Origin of the sequence: Mesorhizobium erdmanii USDA 3471 (assembly GCF_000472705.1) — a bacterium.
In the GTDB taxonomy this organism is placed as follows: Bacteria; Pseudomonadota; Alphaproteobacteria; order Rhizobiales; family Rhizobiaceae; genus Mesorhizobium; species Mesorhizobium erdmanii.
Window position 1 is genome coordinate 155,627 of sequence record NZ_AXAE01000015.1, and the last position, 24,524, is coordinate 180,150.

The 24,524-nt window shown below is 64.6% G+C and carries 23 protein-coding genes; 10 read left to right on the forward strand and 13 right to left on the reverse strand.

What is annotated here, in order from left to right:
* Positions 1 to 101: 101 nt before the first annotated feature.
* From A3AU_RS1000000139820 to A3AU_RS0112580, 8 genes are all read right to left on the reverse strand, one after another.
* The gene (locus tag A3AU_RS1000000139820) at positions 102 to 257 is read right to left on the reverse strand and encodes a hypothetical protein (protein WP_010912229.1); all 156 of its coding nucleotides are present in this window, start codon (positions 255 to 257) and stop codon (positions 102 to 104) included.
* 303 nt (positions 258 to 560) lie between these two features.
* Positions 561 to 1,505 carry an ABC transporter permease gene (locus A3AU_RS0112550; protein WP_027053140.1) on the reverse strand — a complete coding sequence of 315 codons (945 nt, stop codon included), beginning with the start codon at positions 1,503 to 1,505 and terminating at the stop codon, positions 561 to 563.
* On the reverse strand, positions 1,502 to 2,557 hold the full coding sequence (locus A3AU_RS0112555; RefSeq protein ID WP_027053141.1) for an ABC transporter permease: 1,056 nt from the start codon (positions 2,555 to 2,557) through the stop codon (positions 1,502 to 1,504). Before A3AU_RS0112555 ends, A3AU_RS0112550 begins: the two co-directional genes overlap by 4 nt.
* Positions 2,557 to 4,047, reverse strand: coding sequence for an ABC transporter ATP-binding protein (locus tag A3AU_RS0112560; RefSeq protein WP_027053142.1), 1,491 nt, complete (start codon positions 4,045 to 4,047; stop codon positions 2,557 to 2,559). The genes A3AU_RS0112555 and A3AU_RS0112560 overlap by 1 nt, the downstream gene beginning before the upstream one ends.
* A gap of 256 nt (positions 4,048 to 4,303) precedes the next feature.
* The gene (locus A3AU_RS0112565) at positions 4,304 to 5,335 is read right to left on the reverse strand and encodes a BMP family protein (protein WP_027053143.1); all 1,032 of its coding nucleotides are present in this window, start codon (positions 5,333 to 5,335) and stop codon (positions 4,304 to 4,306) included.
* A 149-nt stretch (positions 5,336 to 5,484) separates the two neighbouring features.
* Positions 5,485 to 6,690, reverse strand: a complete 1,206-nt coding sequence (pcaF, locus tag A3AU_RS0112570; protein ID WP_027053144.1) for a 3-oxoadipyl-CoA thiolase — start codon at positions 6,688 to 6,690, stop codon at positions 5,485 to 5,487.
* A 1-nt stretch (position 6,691) separates the two neighbouring features.
* Complete coding sequence (locus A3AU_RS0112575) at positions 6,692 to 7,486, reverse strand: CoA-transferase subunit beta (protein ID WP_027053145.1); 795 nt, start codon at positions 7,484 to 7,486, stop codon at positions 6,692 to 6,694.
* Entirely contained in the window at positions 7,483 to 8,340 is an 858-nt protein-coding gene (locus tag A3AU_RS0112580; protein ID WP_027053146.1) for a CoA transferase subunit A, read from the reverse strand. Before A3AU_RS0112580 ends, A3AU_RS0112575 begins: the two co-directional genes overlap by 4 nt.
* A 107-nt stretch (positions 8,341 to 8,447) precedes the next feature.
* Between A3AU_RS0112580 and A3AU_RS0112585 the strand changes: the two genes are divergently transcribed.
* Positions 8,448 to 9,218 carry an IclR family transcriptional regulator domain-containing protein gene (locus A3AU_RS0112585; protein ID WP_027053147.1) on the forward strand — a complete coding sequence of 257 codons (771 nt, stop codon included), beginning with the start codon at positions 8,448 to 8,450 and terminating at the stop codon, positions 9,216 to 9,218.
* A gap of 16 nt (positions 9,219 to 9,234) precedes the next feature.
* Here A3AU_RS0112585 and A3AU_RS0112590 read toward each other — a convergent pair whose 3' ends face one another.
* Genes A3AU_RS0112590 through A3AU_RS0112605 form a run of 4 tightly spaced genes read right to left on the reverse strand, consistent with a single transcriptional unit; the run spans position 9,235 to position 14,144 of the window.
* On the reverse strand, positions 9,235 to 10,533 hold the full coding sequence (locus tag A3AU_RS0112590; RefSeq protein ID WP_027053148.1) for an NAD(P)/FAD-dependent oxidoreductase: 1,299 nt from the start codon (positions 10,531 to 10,533) through the stop codon (positions 9,235 to 9,237).
* 2 nt (positions 10,534 to 10,535) lie between these two features.
* On the reverse strand, positions 10,536 to 11,906 hold the full coding sequence (locus A3AU_RS0112595) for a glutamine synthetase family protein (RefSeq protein ID WP_027053149.1): 1,371 nt from the start codon (positions 11,904 to 11,906) through the stop codon (positions 10,536 to 10,538).
* Positions 11,907 to 11,911: 5 nt separating this feature from the next.
* Positions 11,912 to 13,195: a nucleotide disphospho-sugar-binding domain-containing protein gene (locus A3AU_RS0112600; RefSeq protein WP_027053150.1), complete on the reverse strand. Its 1,284-nt coding sequence runs from the start codon at positions 13,193 to 13,195 to the stop codon at positions 11,912 to 11,914.
* 10 nt (positions 13,196 to 13,205) lie between these two features.
* The gene (locus tag A3AU_RS0112605; protein ID WP_027053151.1) at positions 13,206 to 14,144 is read right to left on the reverse strand and encodes a GntR family transcriptional regulator; all 939 of its coding nucleotides are present in this window, start codon (positions 14,142 to 14,144) and stop codon (positions 13,206 to 13,208) included.
* 252 nt (positions 14,145 to 14,396) lie between these two features.
* On the opposite strand from A3AU_RS0112605, the gene A3AU_RS0112610 reads away from it, so the two are divergent.
* The 9 genes from A3AU_RS0112610 to A3AU_RS0112650 all read left to right on the forward strand — a co-directional run bounded on the left by A3AU_RS0112610 (position 14,397) and on the right by A3AU_RS0112650 (position 22,234).
* A complete protein-coding gene (locus A3AU_RS0112610; RefSeq protein ID WP_027053152.1) occupies positions 14,397 to 15,461 on the forward strand; it encodes a polyamine ABC transporter substrate-binding protein in 1,065 nt (354 codons plus the stop codon).
* A 93-nt stretch (positions 15,462 to 15,554) separates the two neighbouring features.
* Entirely contained in the window at positions 15,555 to 16,397 is an 843-nt protein-coding gene (locus A3AU_RS0112615) for an ABC transporter permease (protein ID WP_032917272.1), read from the forward strand.
* Positions 16,390 to 17,184: an ABC transporter permease gene (locus A3AU_RS0112620; protein WP_027053154.1), complete on the forward strand. Its 795-nt coding sequence runs from the start codon at positions 16,390 to 16,392 to the stop codon at positions 17,182 to 17,184. Before A3AU_RS0112615 ends, A3AU_RS0112620 begins: the two co-directional genes overlap by 8 nt.
* Complete coding sequence (locus tag A3AU_RS0112625) at positions 17,181 to 18,254, forward strand: ABC transporter ATP-binding protein (protein ID WP_027053155.1); 1,074 nt, start codon at positions 17,181 to 17,183, stop codon at positions 18,252 to 18,254. The genes A3AU_RS0112620 and A3AU_RS0112625 overlap by 4 nt, the downstream gene beginning before the upstream one ends.
* Before the next feature lie 17 nt (positions 18,255 to 18,271).
* A complete protein-coding gene (locus tag A3AU_RS0112630; RefSeq protein ID WP_027053156.1) occupies positions 18,272 to 19,546 on the forward strand; it encodes a glycosyltransferase in 1,275 nt (424 codons plus the stop codon).
* Complete coding sequence (locus A3AU_RS0112635) at positions 19,543 to 19,893, forward strand: cupin domain-containing protein (RefSeq protein WP_027053157.1); 351 nt, start codon at positions 19,543 to 19,545, stop codon at positions 19,891 to 19,893. The genes A3AU_RS0112630 and A3AU_RS0112635 overlap by 4 nt, the downstream gene beginning before the upstream one ends.
* A gap of 71 nt (positions 19,894 to 19,964) precedes the next feature.
* Positions 19,965 to 20,306, forward strand: a complete 342-nt coding sequence (locus A3AU_RS0112640; RefSeq protein WP_027053158.1) for a cupin domain-containing protein — start codon at positions 19,965 to 19,967, stop codon at positions 20,304 to 20,306.
* A gap of 22 nt (positions 20,307 to 20,328) precedes the next feature.
* The gene (locus tag A3AU_RS0112645) at positions 20,329 to 20,673 is read left to right on the forward strand and encodes a cupin domain-containing protein (protein WP_027053159.1); all 345 of its coding nucleotides are present in this window, start codon (positions 20,329 to 20,331) and stop codon (positions 20,671 to 20,673) included.
* A gap of 52 nt (positions 20,674 to 20,725) precedes the next feature.
* Positions 20,726 to 22,234, forward strand: a complete 1,509-nt coding sequence (locus tag A3AU_RS0112650) for an aldehyde dehydrogenase family protein (protein WP_027053160.1) — start codon at positions 20,726 to 20,728, stop codon at positions 22,232 to 22,234.
* Between the two features lie 135 nt (positions 22,235 to 22,369).
* Here A3AU_RS0112650 and A3AU_RS0112655 read toward each other — a convergent pair whose 3' ends face one another.
* A complete protein-coding gene (locus A3AU_RS0112655; RefSeq protein WP_027053161.1) occupies positions 22,370 to 24,442 on the reverse strand; it encodes a 3-hydroxyacyl-CoA dehydrogenase NAD-binding domain-containing protein in 2,073 nt (690 codons plus the stop codon).
* Positions 24,443 to 24,524: the final 82 nt, after the last annotated feature.

Genomic DNA, 24,524 nt, shown 5'->3' on the forward strand with positions numbered 1-24,524 from the left:
AGATTCGAACCACGGCCGCGCGCAAACGCACCGGGATCCGGTTCATTCAACTCCGATTGACTTGATACAGTGGGGCAACCTGCCCCTGCCGATCCGGTGACTTAGGGAATGAGTCCCAGAACGACGGCCCCGGTGAACACGAATGCAAGGGCAAAGACGAGATAGGCGAAAGCTCCGGCATAGGCCGGGCGAAAGGTCTGGGCATTGGCCAGCCTCTGGCCGCTGCTGTCGGTCTGAGCGTTCTGGATATAGGACATATCGACCTCCGTCTCACCGGTTAATCTATAAAACTTGTAGACTTTGTCGATTGCTATTTTTCGGCTGGCGGCAGAATAATTTTCTCATTTATGGCGCAAAATTAGTATCCATTTGCTGCGGCGGCCAGCGGAACAAACCGGTCGGCAAGGCTGTTCACATCGCTGCAGGCGTCCGAATGGACCTTCGGCCTCGGAACTGTTCGCGTAGCCCAGGTCGAGGCTGCGGCGAAGGCCGCGGCCGAAAAGCTCAGGCCGGTCACGGTGCAGCGCCCTCTCCGACCGCTTCGCGGCGAGGAACCAGGTCTAACGCTCTTCCCTTCGGAACGGCTTCAGCAGCGCTGACGGCGCCACCGCGTTGCGCGACATGAAAGCCATGGCAACGATGGTGAAGATGAAGGGCAGCATCAGGAACGCCTCGTAGGGGATATGCCCGAGCCCGCTCGCCTGCATGCGCAGTTGCAGGGCATCGACAAAGGCAAACAGAAGCGCCGCGCCCGCCGAGCGCCACGGATCCCAACGGCCGAACACGACCAGCGCGATCGCCACCCAGCCGCGCCCGGAGACGACGCCGAAGGTGAAGGCGTTGAACTGCGCCATCGACAGGAAGGCTCCGGCAAGCCCCATCAGCGCACCGCCGAGAATGACCGCCTGGAAGCGCGTGGCAATGACGCTGACGCCGGCGGAATCGGCCGCGCGCGGGTTCTCGCCGACCATGCGCACCGACAGGCCCCATGGCGTACGGTAGAGCACAAAGGCGGCGAGCGGTATGGCGATGATTGCCATGTAGACCAGCGTGAACTGGTTGAACACCGCCGGCCCGAGCACGGGAATATCTGACAGCACCGGGATCGGCAGCGTCTGGAAACCCTTGATGCTGGGCGGCACCGATTGCTGCCCGAAGATCAGCCGGTAGAGGAAATAGGCAAGGCCCGACGAGAACAAGGTCACGCCGATGCCGCAGACGTGCTGGCTCAAGCCCAGCACCACCGTGAACAGCGCGTGCAGCGCGCCCATCAGCATGCCGGTCAGCACCGCCACCATAACACCGAGCCACAGATTGCCGCTGAGGCTTGTCTCTGTGAAGCCGGTCATGGCGCAAAGCAGCATGATGCCTTCAATGCCGAGATTGAGCACGCCGGCCCGCTCGGAAAACATCTCGCCGAGCGTGGCAAAGGCCAAAGGCGTGGCGATGCGGATGATGGCCGCCAGAAAGCCGACCTGAAAGATCTGTTCCAGCACCACGCTCATCGGGAAGCTCCGACGCGGCGGATGCGATAGGCGGTGAACAGCAGCGCCACCAGCATGGCGAGCAGCGCGGTCCCCTGGATGACGTCGCTAAGGAAGGCCGGCACGCCGGTTGCGCGCGACATTGCCTCGGCGCCGGTCATCACGGCGGCCAGGAAGATCGCCGCCGGCACGACGCCAAGCGGATTGAGCCGCGCCAGCATGGCGACGACGATGCCGGAATAACCATAGCCCGGCGAGATGTCGCTCATCACCTGGAAATGCACGCCACCGACCTCGCCGACGCCGGCGAGACCCGCGAGAGCGCCTGACAGCAGCGCGGTCGAGAGCAGCACGCGCTCGACATGGATGCCGCCATATCTGGCCGCTTCCGGGTTTTCGCCCGTGACCCTGATGCGGAAACCGAGCGTCGTGCGCGCAATGAGGAACCAGATCGAAGGTGCCGTGATCAGCGCCACGATAACGCCGAGATGCAGCCGCGTGCCTTCGATCAGCACCGGAAAATTGGCCGAATCCTCGATCGGCGGCGAGATCGGATAGCCGCTGAAACTGTCCTTCCACGGCCCTTCGATCAGCGCCATCAGCGCGTAGTAGATGACCGAGTTGAGCAGCAGCGAGCTCACGACGTCGTCGACCTTGAATTTCACCCGCAGTGTCGCCGGCACCAATGCGACCACGGCACCAGCGGCAGCACCCGCGATTGCCATCAGCAGCATGGCGAGCGGCCCCGGCATCGGGATCGCGCCGACAAAACAGCTCGCCACCGCACCGGCCAGCAATTGCCCTTCGGCACCGATGTTCCAGAATTTGGCGCGAAAGGCGACGGCCACCGCCAGCCCGGTGAAGATCATCGGGGCGGCGCGCACCAGCGTTTCGGTGATCGCGTAGCTGTCGCCGAGCGACGCGGTGAACATCACGCCGTACGATTCGAGCACACCGGCGCCGGCCAGCGCGATCAGGCCACTGCACAGGATGAGCGTGGCGCCGATCGCCAGCAGCGGCAGAACCAGATTGAACCAGGCAGGTGTCGACGTGCGGACTTCCAGGCGAAACATCAGCCGTGCCCCTCCGCTCCGGTCATCAGCAGCCCCAATCGCCCGATTGTGGCATCGGCGCTGTCGAGCGTGCCGACGATGCGGCCCTCATACATCACCGCGATGTGGTCGCAGAGCACGAGCAGTTCTTCGAGGTCCTCGCCGATGACGATGATGCCGCAGCCCTTGGCGCGCATGTCGAGGAACTTTTCGTGGATGAACCGCGCCGCGCCGATGTCGAGGCCGCGCGTCGGCTGCGAGACGATCAAAACCTTCGGATCGAAAGCGAGCTCGCGCGCCAGCAGCGCCTTCTGCAGATTGCCGCCCGACAGCGCGCCGGCGCGCGTCATCGGTCCGGGGCATCTGATATCATAGGCCTTGATCTGCTCTTCCGCGAAGGCGCGGATCGCATCAGGCTTGAGCAGGCCCTTGGCGGAGAATGCCGCCGTGCCGATGCGCGGCAGCACCATGGAATCGGCGAGCGGCAGGTTGGTGACCAGACCCGTCGTCATGCGGTCTTCCGGGATGCGGCCAAGGCCGAGCGCCTGCACCTCGCGCGGCGAAAACCGCGACACTTTCTGGCCGGCGATCGTCATCCGGCCGGCGTCGGGTGCGCGCACGCCGGAGATCACTTCGGCGAGCGCGCGCTGGCCATTGCCCGAAACGCCGGCAATGCCGAGGATCTCGCCGGCGCGAACGGCAAGCGAGACATCGCGCAGCACGGTGCCCGCATGCTTCGAGGTGGAAATGCCGTCGAGCGTCAGCACAGCAGCACCGGGCGTCGACGGTCCCCTCGCCGGCGGCACGATCTCGTGGCCGCACATCAGCTGCGCCATGGCGGCCGACGTGGTGTTGGCCGGATCGTCGACGCGCCCGGCGACGCGGCCATGCCGCAGCACCGTGCAGCGATGGGTGAGCGCCCGCACCTCGTTGAGCTTGTGCGAGATGAAGATGATACCTAGGCCCTGCGCCGCCATCGACCGCAATGCCGAAAACAGCCCGTCGACCTCGCTCGGCGCCAGCACCGCCGTCGGCTCGTCGAGAATCAGGAGCCTGGCGCCACGAAACAGCGCCTTGACGATTTCGAGCCGCTGCTGCTCGCCGACCGACAGCGTCGAGACCGGCAGGTCTGGATCGAGCGTCAGCCCGTGCTGGCGGCCGATTTCGGCCAGCCGCGCCAGCCCGCCAGCGCGGTCGATCCGTCCCGATTTGCCCGGGATGCCGATGAGCAGGTTTTCCAGCACCGTCAGCCTTGGCGCCAGATGAAAATGCTGATGCACCATGCCGATGCCGGCGGCCAGCGCATCGGCCGAACTGATGATCCGCACTGGCCTGCCCTGGATCAGGATCTCGCCCGCATCCGGCGCATAGGCCCCGAACAGCACGTTCATCAGCGTCGTCTTGCCTGCGCCGTTCTCGCCCAGCAGCCCGAGGATTTCGCCGGGTGCCACGCTGAGGTCGACAGCCTCGTTCGCCTTGACCGCGCCAAAGCTCTTGGTAATGCCGCGCATTTCGATGAGTGGGGCGGGCGACAAGAGTGCTCCTTGGATTTGCATCCCGAGGGCAGCGCGAGGCCCCCCTCTCTGGCCTGCCGGCCATCTCCCCCTCAAAGGGGGAGATCAGATGTCACGTAGGCTTTCGCCAATCTTCTACATTGCAGGAAGCGCCAAGATCGAAGCCGCCAATCTCCCCCTTGAGGGTCCCTTGAGGGGGAGATGCCCGGCAGGGCAGAGAGGGGGGCTTGGCGCTAACCTCGAGACGAAGCGCTTAATCCGAAACCGGCGTGTTCTCGTCGACATCCACCCGGAAATTGCCTTCCAGAATCTCGGCCTTCTTCTTCTCGACCAAGTCCTTGACTTCGGCCGGCAGCGTCTTGTCGAACTTGTGGTAGGGCGCCAGGAACGACCCGCCCTTGGCCATGCGCGAGAAGTCGCCATAGTCCTGCGCCGTGTAGACGCCGGCCTTGACCAGTTTGATCGCCTGTTCGACCGTCGGGTACATGTCCCAGACCGGACCGGTGATCACCGTGTCGGGGCCGAGACTCGACTGGTCGGACATGTTGGAGATGGCGAACACCTTTTTCTCCACCGCCGCTTCGATGACGCCGAAGCGCTCGGCATAGATGACGTCGACGCCGGCATCGATCTGGGCGATCGCGGCTTCCTTGGCCTTGGGCGGATCGAAGAAGGAGCCGATGAAGGCGACCTTCTTCTTGATGTTGGGATTGACCTCCTTGGCGCCGGCGAAGAAGGCGTTGACCAGCCGGTTCACTTCCGGAATGCCCATCGCCGCCACGGCGCCGACCGTGCCCGATTTCGACATCTTGCCGGCGATGATACCGGAGAGATAAGCGGGCTCGTGGATCCAGTTGTCGAAGACGCCGAAATTCGGTTCCGCCGGTCCGGCACCCGAACCGAACAGCCAGGCGGTCTTCGGGAACTGCTTGGCCGTGCGGCGCGACTCGCGCTCCGCGGCGAAGGCGTCGCCTAGCACCAGCTGGTAGCCGCCCTGCGCATATTCGCGCATGACGCGGCTGAAGTCGGCGGTCTGCACCTTCTCGGACCATTTGTATTCGATGCCGAGTTCCTTTTCCGCCTTCTGCAGGGCGACATGGATCTGGTTGTCCCACGGCTCCTCGATCGGCGTGGCGAAGATCGCCGCCACCTTCAGTTTTTTACCCGCGGCGAACGCCGCACCGGGCAGCATCACCGCCGCAAGGCCAAGGGCGCCCAGCTCCAGCACATTGCGCCGCGAAAGCCCTTCGCGTGTCGAATGGGATTTGTTCTTCCGGTCTTCCATCGCGTACCCCTCTGTTTGACAGCCGTGTCGAGCCGGCCGTTCTAAAAGACAAGGAACTATGGAACGGGTGCGGACTTTTGTCCACATGGTCAAATTTGGCGAGACGCCGAATTCGGCCCTGTTTCTCGCCTGCCAGCCGGAAGCCGCGGTCAGGCCCGTTCGAGCGCGATGGCGATGCCCTGGCCGACGCCGATGCACATGGTGGCCAGGGCGTAGCGGCCGCCGCGTTCACGCAGCTCCAGCGCCGCCGTGCCCGAGATGCGCGCGCCCGACATGCCCAGCGGATGGCCGAGCGCGATGGCGCCGCCATTCGGGTTGACGTGCGCTGCATCCTCGGCGATGCCAAGCTGGCGCAGCACCGCAATGCCTTGCGAGGCAAAGGCCTCGTTGAGCTCGATGACATCGAATTGCTGCGGCGTCAGGCCGAGCCGCGCGCAAAGCTTCTGCGTCGCCGGCGCCGGGCCGATACCCATGATGCGCGGCGCGACGCCGGCAGTGGCGCCACCGAGGATGCGCGCGATCGGCGTCAGGCCGTATGTCTTCATCGCCGCTTCCGAGGCGACGATCAGCGCCGCCGCCCCGTCATTGACGCCCGACGCATTGCCGGCGGTCACCGTTCCGCCTTGCCGGAACGGCGTCGGCAGTTTGGCCAGCGCCTCGACCGTGGTTACCGCGCGGGGATGCTCGTCTTTTGACACGACGATCGGATCGCCCTTGCGCTGCGGGATTGTCACCTCAGTGATTTCCTTGGCCAGCCGCCCATTGGCCTGCGCCGCGACCGCCTTGTCCTGGCTGCGCGCGGCAAAGGCATCCTGGTCCGCGCGTGACACGGAAAAATCCTCGGCGACGTTCTCGCCGGTCTCGGGCATCGAATCGACGCCATATTGCTTTTTCATCAGCGGATTGACGAAGCGCCAGCCGATGGTGGTGTCATAGATTTCCGCATTGCGCGAAAACGCCGTGTCGGCCTTGGGCATGACGAAAGGCGCACGGCTCATCGATTCGACGCCGCCCGCGATCATCAATTCCGCCTCGCCGGCCTTGATGGCACGCGCGGCGATGGTCAGCGCATCCATGCCCGAGCCGCACAGGCGATTGACGGTCGAACCGGGGATTTCCTTGGGCAGGCCGGCCAGCAGCAGCGCCATGCGCGCCACGTTGCGGTTGTCCTCGCCGGCCTGGTTGGCGCAGCCATAGACGACGTCGTCGACCGCCTGCCAGTCGATGCCGGCATTGCGCTCGACCAGCGCCTTCAGCGGAATGGCGCCAAGATCGTCCGCGCGTACCGAGGACAGCGCCCCGCCAAAGCGGCCGATCGGCGTGCGGATATAGTCGCAAATATAGGCCTCGGCCATGTCAGGCAGCTTTCCCTTTTCCGGCACCCTCGTGCGCCGCCTTGGTGCGGGCCTGCAGGTCGCGCAATGTCTTGAGCTCGAGTTCGCTTGGCGCCGGCGTTTCGTCAAGCGCCTCGGCGAACTTGACCACCCAGCCACAGCTCTCCTGCACCTGCTGGCGCGTCACGCCAGGATGCAGCGACACGACGGTGAATTCCTTGGTTGCCGGGTCCGGCCTCCAGATGGCGAGGTCGGTGATCAGCAGTGTCGGTCCAGCTGTGTCGATGCCCAGCCGCTGGCGATGATCGCCGCCTTCGCCATGACCGAAGGAGGTGAAGAAATCGATCTTTTCGACCATGCCGCGCTTCGACTGCGCCATGGTGATGTAGACCTCCTTCGACGAGGTCGCGATCTCCGGCGCGCCACCGCCACCCGGAAGCCTGGTCTTGGGGTGGAAATAGTCGCCGATGACCGTGGTGTTGATGTTGCCGAACTTGTCGAGCTGCGCCGCACCGAGGAAACCGATCGAGATGCGGCCGCCCTGCAGCCAGTAGCGGAACATTTCCGGCACCGCGACGGTGGTGACCGCGGTCTCGCACAGTTCGCCATCGCCGATCGACAGCGGCAGCACGTCGGGAGCCGTGCCGATCGTGCCGCTCTCATAAATCAGGGTGATATCGGGCGCGTGCGTCAGCCGCGCCACGTTGCAGGCGGCGGAAGGGGCGCCGATGCCGACAAAGCAGACATCGTCATTGCCCAGCGCCCGGCTGGCGGCAATGGTCATCATCTCGTTGGGGGTAAAGCCGAACTCGCTCATGCCGCTTTCCTCAGATGCTCGACCCGGGCCGCGAAATCGTCGGCGCTTTTCTCCAGGACGTTCGCCTGCATCCAGACCTGGAATCTCTCCCGGTCGGCGGCGATCTCATCCCATTCGAGATAGGCGGCGTTGTCACGCGCATAATAGCCATGCGCATAGGACGGATGCGAGCCGCCTGGCACCACCGATATCGCCGCGATCGTCCAGCGCGGCAGCACGGTCAGATTCGGATGGAGATCGTCGAAATTGTCGACCACTTCCTCGACCGTCACCACGGCGCGTTTGGCCGCCAACACCGCTTCCTTCTGGATGCCGATAATGCCTTCGACCAGCACATTGCCTTTTTTGTCGGCCTTCTGCGCATGGATGAAGGTGACGTCGGGCCGGATCGATGGAACCGCCGCCAGCACCTCGCCGGTGAACGGGCAAGAGACCGTCTTGATGTTCGGGTTGACCATCGCAAGGCCGGCACCACGATAGCCGCGAAACACCGCGCAGGGCAGGCCGGCCGCGCCCGCCTCATAGGCGTTGGCCATGCCGGCATGGCTGTGCTCCTCGACCTCGATCGACCTGGGAAAACCGTTCTCGATGGCGTCGCGGGCGCGCCGCAGCAGGCCGACGCCGGGATTGCCGACATAGGAGAAGACGATCTTCTTCGCCATGCCCATGCCGATCATCTGGTCGTAGATCAGGTCCGGCGTCATGCGGATCAGGGTCAGATCGCGAAACCCCTGGCGGATCGCCTCATGCGCGGCGGCGGTCGGGATCAGATGGGTGAAGCCTTCGAAGGCGACGGCGTCGCCATCGTTCAGATTCTCGGCCACGGCCTGATTGAGCGGCAGGAACTTCACCATCATCGGGACTCCAAAAGTTCGCATTGCGAACATATGTTTTATATGCGATACTTCTACGGCGCCGAGGCTGTCGAGTCAATCCGGACGGCGCCATCCATGGAGGTTCGATGGACGAAGGGGCCCCTTCCCGTGACCATGTCGGCTCGCTCGAGCGCGGCCTTGCCGTCATGGAAATCCTCGCCCGCCACCCCGAGGGCATGACGCTGACCGAAATGGCCGAGGAGGCCGGCCTGACCCGCGCCGGCGCGCGCCGCTTTCTGCTGACGCTCGTCGCTACCGGCTACGCCACTCAGGACGCCCGGGTGTTCTCGCTGTCGCCGCGCCTGTTGGCGGTTGCCCGCACGTGGCTCGGCGGCGGCTCGCTGTGGAGCTTCGCCGCGCCGATCATGCGCGCCGTGGCAACGCAGCTGAACGAGGCCTGTTCTGCCGCGATCCTGTCAGGCCACGATGTCGTCTACGTCGCCCGCATTCCCGGCCGGCGCATCCTCAGTGTATCGCTCGACGTCGGCACCAGGCTGCCGGCCTATTGCACCTCGATGGGGCGCATGCTGCTCGCCAACCTGACGCCGGAGGAACTCGACAAATTCCTGCACCAGGCGACCATCGAGAAGCGGACGCCGAAGACGATCACCGACGCCAGGCTGTTGGCCGGTGCCATCGGCAAGGCGAAGGTGGACGGCTTTGCCATCGTCGACGAGGAACTGGAACTCGGCTTGCGCTCCATCGCGGTGCCGATCCGCGACCGCTCGGGAAGCACGGTCGCGGCCATCAATGTCTCGACCCAGTCGGCGCGATTTGCGGTTGCGGAGATGGAACGCGAAATCCTGCCGGCGCTGCTTGAGGCCAGGCAGCGGATCGAGGATTTCTTCGTGGTTTAGGCCGCGCCCAGCTCTCTCAATGCTTGATCCGATCCCGCATCGCGTACCACAGCATGCCCAGCACATAGAGCGGGCCGCGCAGTGCCGTGCCGCCCGGGAACGGCATCGGCGTCAGCGTCGAGAACAGATCGAGCCTCGAGGCATCGCCGGTGATCGCTTCGGCCAACAGCTTGCCCGACAGCGTCGACAGGATGACGCCCTTGCCGGAATAGCCATGCGCGAAATAGACCTCGCCATAGTGGCCGACATGCGGCAGCCTCGATGTCGTCACCGACACCAGCCCGCCCCAGGCATGATCGATGCGGCAACCCTTGAGCTGCGGGAACGTCGCTTCCATATGCGGCCGCACGAAGCCGGCAATGTCGGCCGGCGGCGATGGCGTGTAACGCTCGCCGCCGCCGAACAGCAGCCGGCCATCCGCCGACATGCGGTAATAGTTGACGACGAAGCGCGTGTCGGACACCGCGACATTGGCCGGGATGACATTGCGCTTGCCCTCCAGCGGCTCGGTGGCGACGATGTAGTTGCCGACCGGCATGATGCGGCTATTGACGCGCGGCTCCAGCCCATTGAGCAACGCGTCGCCCGCCAGCACGACATGCTTGGCCCTGACCGAACCCTTCGCTGTCGAGACCCGGATCGAAGGCTCGCGCTCCAGTTTCACCGCCACTGAATTTTCGTGGATGGTGACGCCGGCAGCCACTGCCGCGCGGGCAAGACCGAGCGTGTAGTTCAGCGGGTGCATATGGCCGCCAAGCGGCTCATACATCGCACCGTGATAGGGCGTGTCGACCTTGGCGCGTGCGGCCGTCGCCGAGAGGATCTCGACGTCGCGGAATTTCATCACGCTGTCGAGGCACTTTGCCTCCCCTTCCAGATCCTTGAGATCGGAGCCGTTGACCGCACCGACCAGATGACCGGTGAGCCTGAGATCGCAATCGATGGCGTGGCGCTCGATGATGTCGAGCACCAGGCCGCGCGCCTCGAAGGCGAGGTCGAACAGCACCTTGGCCCCTTCCGGGCCGTAGAGCTTGACCAGCCCCTTGGCGCCCTTGCGCAGGCCCGGGATCATCTGGCCGCCATTGCGGCCCGACGCCCCCCAGCCGATCTTGCCGCCTTCGAGCAGCACCACCTTCAGGCCGCGCTCGGCGGCATGAAGGGCGGCGGACAGGCCGGTGCAGCCGCCGCCGACGACCACCAAATCGGCCTCGACGTTGCCGGCAAGCGCCGGATGGTCCGGCGCCGGATTGGCGGTGGCGACGTAGTAGGATTTGCCGATATCGAGACCGGAATTGAAACCCGTCGAAGATGCCATGATCACACCTTCAGCAGCAAATGGTCGCGTTCCCAACTCGTCACCACGCTCTGGAACAGGTCGAGCTCCACACTCTTGACGCGCAGATAGGTCTGAAAGAAATCCTCGCCGAGGAGTTTGCGCACCGGGTCGCAAGCCTCGAAACGATCGAGTGCCTCCTCCATGGTCTTCGGCAGCGTGCTCTTGATCTTGTAGGCATTGCCGGACGCCTCGGCCGAGCGCGCCAGCTTCTGCTCGACGCCGAGATAGCCGGCGAGCAGTGAACCCGCGATCGCCAGATAGGGGTTCGAATCGGCGCCCGGCAAGCGGTTCTCCACCCGACGCGCCGCGCGGCCACCGGCCGGCACGCGCAGGCCGCAGGAGCGGTTGTCATGCGACCATTCGATGTTGGCCGGCGCGCTGTGGTTCGGCCTGATGCGGCGGAACGAATTCACGTTGGGCGCGAACAGCGGCATGATCTCGGGCACGTATTTCTGCAGGCCGCCGATGAAGTGGCCGAACATCTCGGTGTCGGCGTCATCAGCGCTGGCAAACAGCGCATTGCCGCCTTCATCGACGACGGACATGTGCAGGTGCATCGAACTGCCGGCCTGGGCGGCGATCGGCTTGGCCATGAAGGTAGCGTGCATGCCGCATTGCTGCGCCGCCTGGCGGGTCAGCCGCTTGAACAGAAGCACCTGGTCGGCCAGCGGCAGCGCCTCGCCATGCAGGAGATTGATCTCCAGCTGTCCCGGTCCGGATTCATGGATCAGCGTATCGAGCGGCAGCCCAGCCGCCGCCGCATAATCATAGATGCGCCGGATCACTGGTTCGTATTCCTCGAGCGCAACCATGTCATAGGGGTGCTGCGAGCCCTCGGCACGGCCATTGGCGCTGACCGGCGCAGTCAATGGCTTGTCCGGATCGGGATTGGGCGCGGTTAGGTAGAACTCCACCTCGGGCGCCACCACCGCCCGCCAGCCGCGCTGGCGGTAGAGATCGAGCACGGCGCGCAGCACGTGGCGCGGCGAGGCCATCCATGGCCTGCCGTCCATGTGGAAAGCGTCGGCGAAGACATAGGCCTTGCCGGCGCCCGCACCCGGCGCCAGGCACAACGTCGAGACGTCAGGCACCATGCGCATGTCCGGGTCCGAATAGGCAAAACCCTCGTCGATGGAGCCGGAATAGCGGCCGTCGATACTGACCAGGAAAGCGCTGCTCGGCAGATAGAGCGCACGGTCTTCCAGCGCCTTGAGGAATTTGGCGGTCGGGAGTGCCTTGCCACGCAGCACGCCGTTCATGTCCGGCACCAGGCATTCGACTTCCGTGGTGCCGTGCTGGGCCAGCCAGGCCTTGGGATCGTTGGTGATTGTATTCGTGTTCTTATCGAGCATTTCGTTCAAGTCCGTATCAGAGAGAGTATGGCTTGCGCGGCCATTTCCGTTCCCGGGTTCAGCGCCATATGGGCTGCATTATCCTTGAGACGGGCGCGCATGGCGTCGTCGGCCAGCAGGCCGAGAATGGCTCTCTCCAATACTCCTTCGGTCCAGCCGTCACGGCCGATATGGTCGCCGGTGCCGGTCTCTTCGGCACGGCGCGCATTGTCGTGGCCATCCCAGCAATAGGGCATGATCAGCGACGGCACGCCAAAGCGCAGCGCTTCGCAAAAGCTGTTGTTGCCGCCGTGATGAATGAACAGGTCCGACTTCGCCACCACCGAGGGCTGCGGGAACCAGGCGTCGAGATAGACATTGTCCGGCACCGCGCGATAGGCGTCGCGCAGGCCGCCGACATTGACGATGAAACGCGCCGGCAGCCTGTCGAAGACGGCGAGCATGCGCTCGATCAGGCCGACATCCATGGCGCCGAGACTGCCGAAACTGACATAGACCAGCGGCCCGACATTGCGCGGAAACACCGGCACCTCGAACGGTCCTTCCGAGCGCACGCAACCTTCGAGATAGACGAAGCGCTCAGGATCGAGCGGCTTGGCCCGCTCGCGCCGCACGATGGCCGGCGTCAGTAGCAGATTGAGGTCGGGCGAGCTTTCCAGGAACACGCCCTTGGGCAACGGCGCCAGGCCACAATCCGCGCGAAAACGGTTGAAGCGGTCATGCGCCGGCGCCGACGCCGAGAGATAGCGCGCCTCGAACGCGGCGCGCTGCGGGTCGTCGGCGCCCAGCCCCGACAGATAGGGCGGCACTCGCGCGTCCGGCAACTCCGTCTCGGCGCAGGAGACGACGCGCACCCACGGGCAGCCGGCGGCCGATATCGCCGGGAACATGATGACATTGTCGAGCACCACCGCGTCCGGCTTTAGCCGCGCCAGCAACTGGCGCAGCGGCGCCTCGGCATTGACCGCAGTATCGACGATCGCCTGCCAGGTCGGCGCGACATAGGTCTCGAGCTGGTCGATCGGGCTCAGCCGGAAATGTGGCAGGTGCCGGCGCACGAAGGCCTGCCAGTAGCTCTGGCGCTCGCTGTCGCTCAGCGGCTCGTCGGTCGGCAGCTGGTATTCCTGGAAACCATAGTCGGCAAAGACGCCGGAGAAGCCGGCATGGCAGATGAAGACCGGCCGGGCGCCCTTGGCACGCAGCGCCTGCGCGATGCCGACGCAATTCAATGCGGCGCCGAAGCTGGCTTCGGGAAACAGCGCGATGGTCGGGCTGGCTTTACGCGTCAATTAATCCTCGTCATTCCGGCCGGCGGATCATGCCGAACAGCGCGGGAGCCCCGCGGCTGGCCGCTTGCGGTCGCTGGTTGCGGGAGAGCCGCAGGTGAATGCGAAGCAGGTCGGCAGCCACCTCATACTGCCGGCTTTCGAGATGGTCGAGTATGTTCAGGTGTTCCAGCAAGGATTGCCGCAGCCGGAAGACGTTGACGCCGGCATAGATGCCGGGCAGCCGGCGCAGCCTGAGATGATCGGCCAGCGCGTCGGCGACGAAGCGGTTGGCGCAGCCCTCGGCGACCATGCCGTGAAAATCCATGTCCAGCCGCTGGAACTCGCGCGTGTCGAACGCGGCATCCGGAAGCGCCGACAGCCCCTCCATGCCTTGGCGCAACGCCGCCGCCCTGGCGCCGTCCAGCTGGAAACCCGGCGTCAGGATCGCCGCGGGCTCCAGGAGCAAACGGAACTCATAGCTCTCGCCTTGCGCCTCAGGATCGTCGGGCGCGCGGCGGAAAAGCCATGACTGTCCGGGCGCGCGATCCAGAAGATTCTCTTCCGTCAGTTTATTAAGTGCTTTTAGTACCGTCTTTCTGTCGGCGCTGTACCGTCGCATCAAACCGGCGGCGGTCACTGTCTGGTCCAGACGCCGGGCCGAGCGGTCGCGCAGGATTGCTTCGGCCAGCTCGTCTTCCTCCGCACTGGGAAGCTCGGCCGCAATGGCCGGCTGCGCGGCAAGGTCGATGGCCATGACATAGCCGGCATCGGCCTCCCAGCGCACGACCCCTCGTTCCGCGAGCAGGCTGAGCGCAGCCCGCACCGGCGTGCGCGACACATTGCAGAGCGAGGCGATCTGCTGCTCGGGCAGGCGCGTGCCGGGTTCGAAACCACGCTGGCGCGCCACATCCAGGATGCGCTGCGCCAGATCGAGATGGTTGGTGCGCGGTCGGCGTGCTGCGGCTTGCATGACTCATCTCGGCGGGCGGAAGTGACCGCATTGGTTTGACCGATCGCCAACGCGGACGCAATCGGCCGGATTCCTCGGTCGCCCAGTTTTCTAGTCGCTTGGCAAATTATGGATTGACGTACTTTTTTCTGCAATAGTACTGTCCGTACAAATCGGCGATAAAAAGACCGAGGGAACCGGATCGAAGGCAGCGGCATGGGTCGCGCCCGGTCCAACACAGAATTCGACGATCAACCGGAATGGGAGTCTGCCATGACCGCTACCAGCCTGCGGCGCCGTGCGCTCAAGGTCTCTTCAATCGCACTCGGCCTTGCCTTGGCGCTGTCGGCGCCGGCCATAGCCGCAGACCTCGTCATCTCCAACTGGGACGGCTATATGGCGCCCGACGCCATGACAGCGTTCAAGACCGCCACCGGCGTTTCCGGCGAGGTGGTTGTGCACGCCACCAATGAAGAGATCATGGGCAAGCTGATTGCCGCCGGCGGCAAGGGTTATGATGTGGTCTTCGTCTCCTCGCCCTTCGCCGAAGTGCTGAACAAGCTCGGCCTGACCGAGCCGATGGACCACGCCAAGATCCCCAACCTCGCCAACCTCTACCCCGAAGCGACCAAGCTGCCGCACGATGTCGGCAACGCTTTCTCGGTGCCTTACACTTGGGGCACCACGGGCCTGTGCTACCGTTCGGACCTGGTCAAGACGGCGCCGACGAGCTGGAGCGATCTGCTCGCGCCTTCCGACGCGTTGAAGGGCAAGACCACCATGCTGGCGACGGATCGCTGGCTGCTTGCCGCCGGTCAGCTCGACAAGGGTTTTTCGGTCAACGAAACCGACCCGGCCAAGATGGCGGAGGTCAAGGACCTGCTGATCTCGGCCAAGAAGACCCTGCTCGCCTATGACGACACCACCTTCTATTCCAAGCTGGTGTCGGGCGAGGCGCTGATGGTGCAGGCCTGGGACGGCTGGTGCAATTACGGCATCGCAGAAAAACCCGAGATCAAATACGTCATCCCGAAGGAAGGGTCGGACCTCTGGGTCGATACGATGGTGGTGATGAAGGCCTCCGAGCACAAGGAGGACGCCTTCAAGTTCATCAACTTCATGCTCGACGCCAAGAACCACGCCTGGGCGGCGCAGAACATCGACTACAAGGTGCCGAACAAGCCGGCGATGGAAAGCCTGCCGGCCGATTTCCTGGCCAAGTTCCCCAACATGGCGATGCCGGTGGCCGATCTCGTCAAGTTAGAGCAGCTGCGCGATGTCGGCGAAGCCCAGCGCGACTATTCCAAGATCGTCAGCGAGATCAAGGCCGCGCAGTAAGCAGCCCGGACATCACGGCCGGCGACGCTTCTGCCGCCGGCCCTGAGCGGTACCCTGAAATTGTCCCAAACCCGACTCCGTTCCTCCCTGCTGATGGCGCCCGCGCTGGTCTGGCTGACCGCGCTGATGGTGGTGCCGTGCGCGCTGGTGCTGGCGCTCGCCTTCTTCCGGCGCGGTATCTATGGCGGCATCGACTATACTTTCACGCTGGAGAATTTCGGGCTGGTCTTCGACCCGCTCTATGCCGGCATCTTCCTCAAATCGGCGCGCATCGCCGGCACCGCGACGCTGTTCGCGGTGGTGATCGGTTATGCCGCCGCCTACGCCATCGCGGCCGCCCCGCGCCGGTGGCAGCCAATTTTCCTGTTCTTCGCCGTGCTGCCGTTCTGGTCCAACTATTTGATCCGCACCTATGCCTGGATCGTGCTGCTCAACCGCGAGGGCCTGATCACGCAATTGCTGCGCTGGTTCGGCTACACCGGCGAGCCGCCGTCGATGCTCTATACCGAAGGCGCGGTCATCGCCGGCCTCGTCTACAACTATCTGCCCTTCGTCATTCTCGCCTGCTACGCGCCTTTGTCCCGGCTCAACCCGGAACTCGCCGAAGCCTCGCGTGACCTCGGCGCCTCCGCCGCCACGACATTCCGCCGTGTCATCCTGCCGCTGACGGTTCCCGGCATCGCCGCCGGCGCCGTCTTCGTCTTCGTGCTGTCGATCGGCAATTTCGTCACGCCCGCCCTGCTCGGCGGCGGCCGCTTCCAGATGATCGGCAATCTCGTCTACGACCAGTTCCTGACCGCCAATGACTGGCCGTTCGGCGCCGCACTCGCCATGGCGCTGATCGCCATCACGCTGCTTGTGCTGATGGCCCAGGCGATGGCTGCCAATCGGGCCTCGGGGCGTGTCACCGAGGCGAACGGAGGCGCCGATGGCTGAGCGCTCTCCAGCGACGCGGCGCACGCTCTGGCTTGTGCTCACCCTCGTCTTCGCCTTTCTCTACATACCGATCGCCGTGCTGGTGGCGCTGTCCTTCAACGAAGGCGGCTTGCCGACGGCGTGGTCGGGCTTTTCGCTGAAATGGTATGTCTCGCTGGCGCACAACTCCGCGATCCTGTCGTCCGCGCTCAACACGCTGATCGTCGCATTGGTCTCGACGGCGATCGCCACGCTGCTCGGCACGCTGTTGGCCATCGGCGTCGAGATGCGCCGGCAATATGGCAAGGGCCTGGAAGCGCTGATTTTCGCGCCGATGATCATTCCGGACATCGTGCTGGCGATCGCGTTGCTGTCGTTCTTCTCGATGATCAACCTGACCATGGGCCTGCACACCATCATCCTCGCCCATGTCGTCTTCAACCTCGCCTTCGTCTGCTCGGTGGTGCGCGCAAGGCTGAAGAGTTTCGACTGGTCGATTGTCGAGGCCTCCGCCGATCTCGGCGCCTCCGCGCTCACCACCTTCCGGCGTGTGACCTTGCCGGTCATCGCCCCGGCGGTCATCGCCGGCGCCCTGCTTGCCTTCACGCTGTCGGTCGACGAGTTCATCATCGCCTTCTTCACCGCTGGCGCTGGCCGCGCCTCGACCACGCTGCCGATGCAGATCTACGCCATGATCCGCTTCGGCATCACGCCGGAAATCAACGCGCTGGCGACCATCGTCATGGCGGTGTCCATCACCGCGCTGACCCTGTCGCAGCGGCTCAACCGGGGAATGATCGGCCAATGAGCGAACCGCGCACGCTGCTGGCCATCGATCAGGTGTCGAAGAATTTCGGCCGGGTCACCGCCGTCGACGCCATCTCGCTCGATATCCGCGAAAATGAATTCTTCGCTCTGCTTGGGCCCTCAGGCTGCGGCAAGACCACGCTGCTGCGCATGCTGGCCGGTTTCGAGACCCCAACCGACGGCCGTATCTTGCTCGACGGCAAGGATATCGCCAGGACGCCGCCCAACAAGCGGCCGGTCAACCTGATGTTCCAGTCCTACGCGCTGTTCCCGCATATGAGCGTGCGAGCCAACGTGTCCTACGGCCTCGAAATGGAACGTTTGCCGGCGAAAGAAATCCGCTCGCGTGTCGACGCCATCCTGGCGACCACCGAACTCGTCGCCTTCGCCGACCGCAAACCGGAGCAATTGTCGGGCGGCCAGAAGCAGCGCGTCGCGCTCGCCCGCGCCCTGGTCAAGCGGCCGCGGCTGCTGCTCCTCGACGAGCCGCTCGGCGCGCTCGACAAGAAGCTGCGCGGCGCCATGCAACTGGAGCTGAAGCGCCTGCAGCACGAGGTCGGCATCACCTTCGTCATCGTCACCCACGACCAGGAAGAATCGCTTGTGATGGCCGACCGCATGGCGGTGCTGAAGGACGGCAGGCTGTTGCAATGCGACACCCCGCATGCGGTCTACGAACATCCCGCCGACCGCTTCGTGGCCGACTTCATCGGCGTGATGAATTTTATCCCCGGCAAGGCATCAGCCGATGGCGTGATGGCTGCGAACGGCGCGCGCATCGCCGGCAAGGTTCCCGCCGCGCTCACATCGGGCGCACCGGCCGTGGCGTCGGTGCGGCCCGAGCGCATCCGGCTGTTCCCATCTGATGAGACCGCCAACCGCACGACCGGCATGGTCGAGGCGCTGGCCTATCAAGGGCTCGACCTGCAGCTGCATATCCGCACGCCGCTGTCGCCAAAGCCATTCCTGGTGCGCGTGACCGCGGACGCCGCCGACCGGCGGCCAGTCGCATCAGGCGACCAGGTCGAACTCGGCTGGGATGCCGCCGATGTCAGAATTTTCGCAGATTGATTGGAAGGAGAAGCCTGATGGCGCAGAAGACAATCGCGTTCTTTCCCGAAGCAGCCTACGGCCCGGCACTCAATTCCGTCGGCATCGCGCAAGCCGTCGAGGCGCGTGGCCACAAGGCCGTGTTCCTGTCCGATCCCGGCTTTGTCGAGGTCTACAGGGGCTACGGCTTCGAGGCGCATCCGGTAAACCTCTCCGAGCCGATGCCGCCCGAGCAGATGGCCAAATTCTGGGAGGATTTCATCAACGGCCACATCCCGAATTTTCGTAAGTCGCCCTACGACCAGGTCGATAATTACGTCAAGGATTGTTGGACCGCGATCGTCGACAGCGCAAAATGGGCGCAGAAGGATCTGCCGCGTGTTCTGGCCGCCATCAAGCCGGATATCATCTGCGTCGACAACGTCATCCTGTTCCCGGCGATCAAGCAGTTCGGCAAGCCATGGGTGCGCGTCATCTCCTGCTCGGAAAACGAGATCGAGGACGAGGATATCCCGCCGCATCTGTCGGGTTGCAGCGAGAACGACCATGCCGGGCATCAACGCTACCGCGACCATTTCAACGCGGGGATCAAGCCGATCCATGACGACTTCAACGCCTTCCTGAAGGCCAATGACGAGGCGCCCTATCCGGTCGGCCAGTTCTTCGAGGCCTCGCCCTATCTCAATTTGCTGCTTTATCCCGAGGCGGCGAAATTCAAGCGCCGCCATCCGCTGGATCCCCGACAATTCCAGTATCTCGAAGGCTGCGTGCGACAGGAGAAACCCTACACCGTACCGACCTTCGCCAAAAACAATGACGGGCCGCTGCTCTACGTCTCCTTCGGCAGCCTGGGCGCGGGCGATGTCGACCTTTTGAAGCGCATCATCGCCACGCTCGGCAAGACGCGTTACCGCGCGCTGGTCAATGTCGGCGGCTACAAGGACCAGTACACCGACATGCCCGGCAACGTCATCGTCGACAGCTGGTTCCCGCAGCCTTCGGTCATCCCGCAGGTCGACGCCGTCATCCACCATGGCGGCAACAACTCGTTCACCGAGTGCCTCTATTTCGGCAAGCCGGCCATCATCATGCCCTATGTCTGGGACGGCCACGACAACGCCACCCGCGTCGAGGAAACCGGCCACGGCTTCGGCATGCCGCGCTACGACTGGAGCGATGCCGAGCTGACGGCGAAGATCGAAGGCTGCCTGACGGATCCCAGGATGAAGGCGAAGCTCGCCCAGACATCGGCACAGATGCACGCGCAGAATGGCCCGGAAAAGGCGGCGGGTCTGCTGGAGGCGCTGCTGTGACCTCTTCCGCCCCGCACCTTTACCAGGCCTCGACCCGCACCGACCTCGTCGACTGGGGAGTCCAGGCCGATGCGCTGGAAGGCGCCTCGCATTCCACCGGCAGGCTGGTCCACAAAGGCCCGAACAACCAGCCGGAATCCGGCATCTGGGTGTGCACGCCAGGCCGCTGGCGGCTCTCGATCCCGCGCGATGAATTGTGCCATTTCGTCGCCGGCCGCGCCACCTACCGGTCGGATGTCGGCGAGGTGATAGAAGTCTCGGCCGGGACCGTGGTGATGTTTCCGGCCGGCTGGACGGGCGAGTGCACGGTGCATGAGACCATGCGCAACGTCTACATGCTGGCCTGAGTAGCATGATCCCGAAAAGTGGAAGCCGGTTTTCGGACAAGATCAAGCTTAAGCAAGAATAGGAGCAAGACATGTCGACACCGCATTGGCCCGACGCCGCGAGCTTGGAACTGGAGGATTGGGGCGCCGGCTCCAATACGCTGGCCGGTGCGCCGCGCGCCTCCGGCAAGATCCTGTCGCAAAATCCGGACGGATCGAGCGAATGCGGCCTGTGGTCCTGCACGCCTGGCACCCGCAAGGTCACTTTCGCCGCCGACGAATTCTGCCACTTCCTGTCGGGTCACGGCAGCTATGTCCACGACAATGGCGAGCAGATTCCGATCGACGCCGGTACGCTGGTGTTCTTTCCTGCCGGCTGGACCGGCATCTCCATCATCACGCAAACGCTGACCAAGGCCTTCATGTGCCGCTGAGCTCATTTCAAGGAAAATCAATATGACCACGCCGATCATGCAATCGCCGCTCGCCATTGCCGACCTCGTCGACTGGGGCATCATCCCCACCATGATCGAGGGGCAGTCCCATACCTCGGGCAAGCTGCTCTACAAGGGACCGGAAGGGCGCTCGGAATGCGGGCTGTGGGTCTGCACCCCAGGCAAATGGCACTGCCACGTCACCCGCGACGAGTTCTGCCACTTCCTCGAAGGCCGCTGCACCTATGTCCATGAATCCGGCGAGGTCATCGAAATCGAGCCGGACACGGCGGCCTTCTTTCCGCAGGACTGGAAAGGCGTCTGCACCGTCCATGAGACCATCAAGAAGGTCTACATGATCCGCTGAGCCTCGGCCGGGCGAATCCTCAAAAAGGCTCCGCGTGTGGAGAAGGACAAAAATGCATTTCTCCCCTGACCGGCCGACCTTCTTCGTCAATCCGGATTACCGGCCGATGGCCGGCGCCGCAAAACCGGTGATCGATCCGGCGACGCTGGAAACCGTCGGCGCGATCGCGGCGGCCAGCGACGGCGAGATCGACGCCGTGCTCACCGCCGCGACCAGGGCGCAGGCGGCGTGGAAGAAACTCGATGCCAAGAGCCGGGCAAAACACCTGCATGCCGTGGCCAACGCCATCGAGGCGGCCGACTTCACCCGCTGCGCCGAACTGATGGTGCGCGAGATGGGCAAGCCCTATCCCGAAGCGATCGGCGAGATCGCCAACTGCGCGCCGATCTTCCGCTACTATGCCGAGATGGCGCGCGACGATGCCGGCAAGGTCGCGGGCACGACGCAGGCGGGCTCATTCCAGTATGCGCGCTACGAGCCTTATGGCGTCTCCGTCCACATCATGCCCTATAACTTCCCGATCCTGTTGATGTGTTGGACCGTCGCCGCGTCGCTCGCCGCCGGCAATGCCTGCGTCATCAAGCCGGCCGAGGCGACGACGCTGTCGACGCTCGACTACATGACCGTGTTCCGCTCGCTGCCCGAGGGCCTCGTCTCTTGCTTGCCCGGTGGGGCCGCCACGGCACAAGCCTTGATCACGTCCGATCGCACTCATGCGGTCGCTTTCACCGGCTCGGTCGCCGCCGGCAAGGTGGTAGCCGTGGCTTGCGCGGAACGCATGAAGCCTTGCGTCATCGAGGCCGGCGGCAGCGATCCGCTGATCATCAGCCAGCACGCGCCGCTCGACGTGGCGGCGGCCGGCAGCGTCACGGCCGCCTTCCACCTCACAGGCCAGGTCTGCACCTCGGCCGAGCGATTCTTCGTCGTCGATTCGGTTCACGATCGCTTTGTCGAACTGTTCGCCGAGAAGACGCGGGCGCTGCGCATCGGCAATGGCATGGACAAGACCGAGATCGGCCCGCTGGTCAGCGAAGCGGCAAGGGCGAAAGTGATGCGGCTGGTCGACGACGCCGTTCGCAACGGCGCCAAAGCCGTCACCGGCGGCCGCATCCCGCCGGCGCACAACACCGGCTGGTTCTATGAACCAACGATCCTGACCGGCATCACCCCGGACATGGCGATCGTGCGCGAGGAATGCTTCGGGCCGGTCGCCGCCATCTGCCGCGTGAAGGATTTCGACGAAGCGATCAAATTGGCCAATGACAGCCCGTTCGGCCTCGGCGCCTCCGTGTTCACCACCGATCTCGCCGAAGCGCATGAGGCGGCCGAACGGCTCGAGGCCGGCATGGTCTGGGTCAACAACCCGCTGATCGACAATGACGCCTTGCCCTTCGGCGGCTGGAAGGCCTCGGGCCTTGGCCGTGAACTCGGCCGCCAGGGGCTCGACGCCTTCCGCCGTTCCAAGATGGTCATCATCGACCACAGACCGGCGATCCAGAACTGGTGGTACCCCTATCCCGACAGCTGGTTCCGCGAGACCGGCGGCCGCAAGCACGTGTGAAAATGAGAGCGGCACATCCGCCGCAACATCTACCGCAAGCTCGAGATCAGGCCGCGGGCCGGCCTGTTCGCCCGCTTTGTCGAGATCATCGACGCGCGGATCCGATAATCGTCACCGACCTCGGCGGTCGATTGTTCAGGCTGTTGCCTCCGCCTCCCAGGACCCGGTCTCGGCCATCTGCTTCAGCAGCGGTGCCGGCTTGAACACATCCTTGCCGGTCTGCTGGTGCCAGTACTCGAGCCGCTCGACGATCCTGGCCGCGCCTTCGAGGCCGGCCCAGAACATCGGCCCGCCCTTGCCGATGGGAAAGCCGTAGCCATTGACCCAGACGACGTCGATATCGGACGCACGGGCCGCGATCTTTTCTTCGAGGATCTTCGCCCCCTCGTTGACCAGGGGATAGAGCGTGCGCTCTATGATCTCCTTCGCATCAATCGCGCGCGGCGCGATGCCCCGCTCGGCCGCCCTTTCGCGGATCAACGCCTCCACCTCGGGATCGGCAACGCCCGCCCGTGCGCCGGCCTCGTAGAGATAAAAGCCGCGGCCGGCCTTCTGGCCGAAGCGCCCCTCTTCGCACAGCGTATCGGCGATTACCGCGGTCAGCCCGCGCGCCTTGCGGTTGCGCCAGCCAATGTCGAGGCCGGCAAGATCGCCCATCTGGAACGGCCCCATCGGCCAGCCGAAATCGGTGAAGGCCTTGTCGATCTCGCTGGGTGTCGCGCCCTCCAGAAGCAGCGCCTCGGATTCGGAACCGCGCGCGGCCAGCATGCGGTTGCCGACGAAGCCGTGGCAGACACCTACGACGACGGCCACCTTGCCGATCCGCCGCGCGAGGTCGACGGCGGTCGCCAGCGCATCCGGCGCGGTCTTGTCGGCGCGCACGATCTCCAGCAGCTTCATGACATTGGCCGGCGAGAAGAAATGCAGGCCGAGCACGTCCTGCGGCCGCGAGATCGAGGCGGCGATTTCATTGATGTCGAGATAGGAGGTGTTGGTGGCGAGGATAGCGCCAGGCCTGGCGACGGCATCCAGCTTGGCGAACACTTCCTTCTTCACCGCCATGTCCTCGAACACAGCCTCGACGATGAGATCGCATTCGGCGAGATCAGCATAGTCGGCGGAGCCCTTGAACTGGGAAAGCCGCTGCCGCTTGGCCTCTTCCGTCATGGAACCGCGCGAAACGGAGACGGCATAGTTCCTGTCGATCGTACCCAGCCCGCGTTGCAGCGCCTCCTCACTGGTTTCCAGCAAGGTAACCGGAAAACCACCATTGGCGAAGGCCATGGCGATGCCGCCGCCCATCGTGCCAGCGCCGATGACGCCGATACGGCCGATCCTGCGCTTGGGCGTGTCCTTGCCTGGAAGCTTTGCCGCCTCACGTTCGGCGAAGAACAGATGACGCTGCGCCCGCGACTGGTCGCCGGCGACCAGCTTCACGAATAGCGCGCGCTCCGCGGCAAGCGCCTCGTCGAAGGGCAGCGTGACGGCATTGCGCACCGCTTGCGCACAGGCGATCGGCGCTTCGAGCCCGCGCGCCTTCTTAGTAAGGTCCGCCGCCTCGGTATCGAAGGCCGCGAGGTCGGTTTGCCCAAGCTCGTCATTGCGATCGCGTACCGGCGTGAAGGGGCCGCCCTTACGGGCGATTTCCCGGGCAAAGTTCACCGAATGCGTGACCAGATCGCCTTCGAAGACAGCGTCGACGAGGCCTGCCCCATGCGCCTCGGCAGCACCGATTGGCGCGCCGGAAACGATCATCCTCAACGCCTTCACCGCCCCGACAAGGCGCGGCAGCCGCACCGTGCCACCTCCACCCGGCAGGAGGCCGAGCTTCACCTCGGGCAGGCCGAGCTTGGCGCCGGCGTCGGCAACACGGAAATGGCAGCCGAGCGCCAGTTCCAGCCCGCCGCCGAGCGCGGTGCCGTGGATGGCGGCGACTGTCGGTTTGGCGATGGTCTCCAGCATCGCCACGATGGCGCGCAGATCGGGCTGCAGCACCGGCTTACCGAATTCGGTGATGTCGGCGCCGGCGACGAAGGTCCGGCCGGCGCAGGCAATCACGATGGCTGCCACCGAAGCGTCGTCGCGCAAGGCAACCAGCGCCTGCATCAACGGCTCGCGGACATGAAAGCTCAGCGCGTTGACCGGCGGATTGTCGATGGTGACGATGGCGACACCACTGTCGTTCGCGACGCTGACGGAATTGGACAAGCGGAGCCCTCCCGAGGCCAACTGTGATCGCGCAAGGGTTTACTAGGCCGAGCCGCAAATGGAAACCGGCTGTCAGGCTGGC

What these genes read in the sequence shown, in the direction of transcription:
- A3AU_RS1000000139820 (WP_010912229.1), bottom strand. Translation starts at nt 257, where the DNA reads ATGTCCTATATCCAGAACGCTCAGACCGACAGCAGCGGCCAGAGGCTG.
- A3AU_RS0112550 (WP_027053140.1), bottom strand. Translation starts at nt 1,505, where the DNA reads ATGAGCGTGGTGCTGGAACAGATCTTTCAGGTCGGCTTTCTGGCGGCC.
- A3AU_RS0112555 (WP_027053141.1), bottom strand. Translation starts at nt 2,557, where the DNA reads ATGTTTCGCCTGGAAGTCCGCACGTCGACACCTGCCTGGTTCAATCTG.
- A3AU_RS0112560 (WP_027053142.1), bottom strand. Translation starts at nt 4,047, where the DNA reads ATGCGCGGCATTACCAAGAGCTTTGGCGCGGTCAAGGCGAACGAGGCT.
- A3AU_RS0112565 (WP_027053143.1), bottom strand. Translation starts at nt 5,335, where the DNA reads ATGGAAGACCGGAAGAACAAATCCCATTCGACACGCGAAGGGCTTTCG.
- pcaF (WP_027053144.1), bottom strand. Translation starts at nt 6,690, where the DNA reads ATGGCCGAGGCCTATATTTGCGACTATATCCGCACGCCGATCGGCCGC.
- A3AU_RS0112575 (WP_027053145.1), bottom strand. Translation starts at nt 7,486, where the DNA reads ATGAGCGAGTTCGGCTTTACCCCCAACGAGATGATGACCATTGCCGCC.
- A3AU_RS0112580 (WP_027053146.1), bottom strand. Translation starts at nt 8,340, where the DNA reads ATGGTGAAGTTCCTGCCGCTCAATCAGGCCGTGGCCGAGAATCTGAAC.
- A3AU_RS0112585 (WP_027053147.1), top strand. Translation starts at nt 8,448, where the DNA reads ATGGACGAAGGGGCCCCTTCCCGTGACCATGTCGGCTCGCTCGAGCGC.
- A3AU_RS0112590 (WP_027053148.1), bottom strand. Translation starts at nt 10,533, where the DNA reads ATGGCATCTTCGACGGGTTTCAATTCCGGTCTCGATATCGGCAAATCC.
- A3AU_RS0112595 (WP_027053149.1), bottom strand. Translation starts at nt 11,906, where the DNA reads ATGCTCGATAAGAACACGAATACAATCACCAACGATCCCAAGGCCTGG.
- A3AU_RS0112605 (WP_027053151.1), bottom strand. Translation starts at nt 14,144, where the DNA reads ATGCAAGCCGCAGCACGCCGACCGCGCACCAACCATCTCGATCTGGCG.
- A3AU_RS0112610 (WP_027053152.1), top strand. Translation starts at nt 14,397, where the DNA reads ATGACCGCTACCAGCCTGCGGCGCCGTGCGCTCAAGGTCTCTTCAATC.
- A3AU_RS0112615 (WP_032917272.1), top strand. Translation starts at nt 15,555, where the DNA reads ATGGCGCCCGCGCTGGTCTGGCTGACCGCGCTGATGGTGGTGCCGTGC.
- A3AU_RS0112620 (WP_027053154.1), top strand. Translation starts at nt 16,390, where the DNA reads ATGGCTGAGCGCTCTCCAGCGACGCGGCGCACGCTCTGGCTTGTGCTC.
- A3AU_RS0112625 (WP_027053155.1), top strand. Translation starts at nt 17,181, where the DNA reads ATGAGCGAACCGCGCACGCTGCTGGCCATCGATCAGGTGTCGAAGAAT.
- A3AU_RS0112630 (WP_027053156.1), top strand. Translation starts at nt 18,272, where the DNA reads ATGGCGCAGAAGACAATCGCGTTCTTTCCCGAAGCAGCCTACGGCCCG.
- A3AU_RS0112640 (WP_027053158.1), top strand. Translation starts at nt 19,965, where the DNA reads ATGTCGACACCGCATTGGCCCGACGCCGCGAGCTTGGAACTGGAGGAT.
- A3AU_RS0112645 (WP_027053159.1), top strand. Translation starts at nt 20,329, where the DNA reads ATGACCACGCCGATCATGCAATCGCCGCTCGCCATTGCCGACCTCGTC.
- A3AU_RS0112650 (WP_027053160.1), top strand. Translation starts at nt 20,726, where the DNA reads ATGCATTTCTCCCCTGACCGGCCGACCTTCTTCGTCAATCCGGATTAC.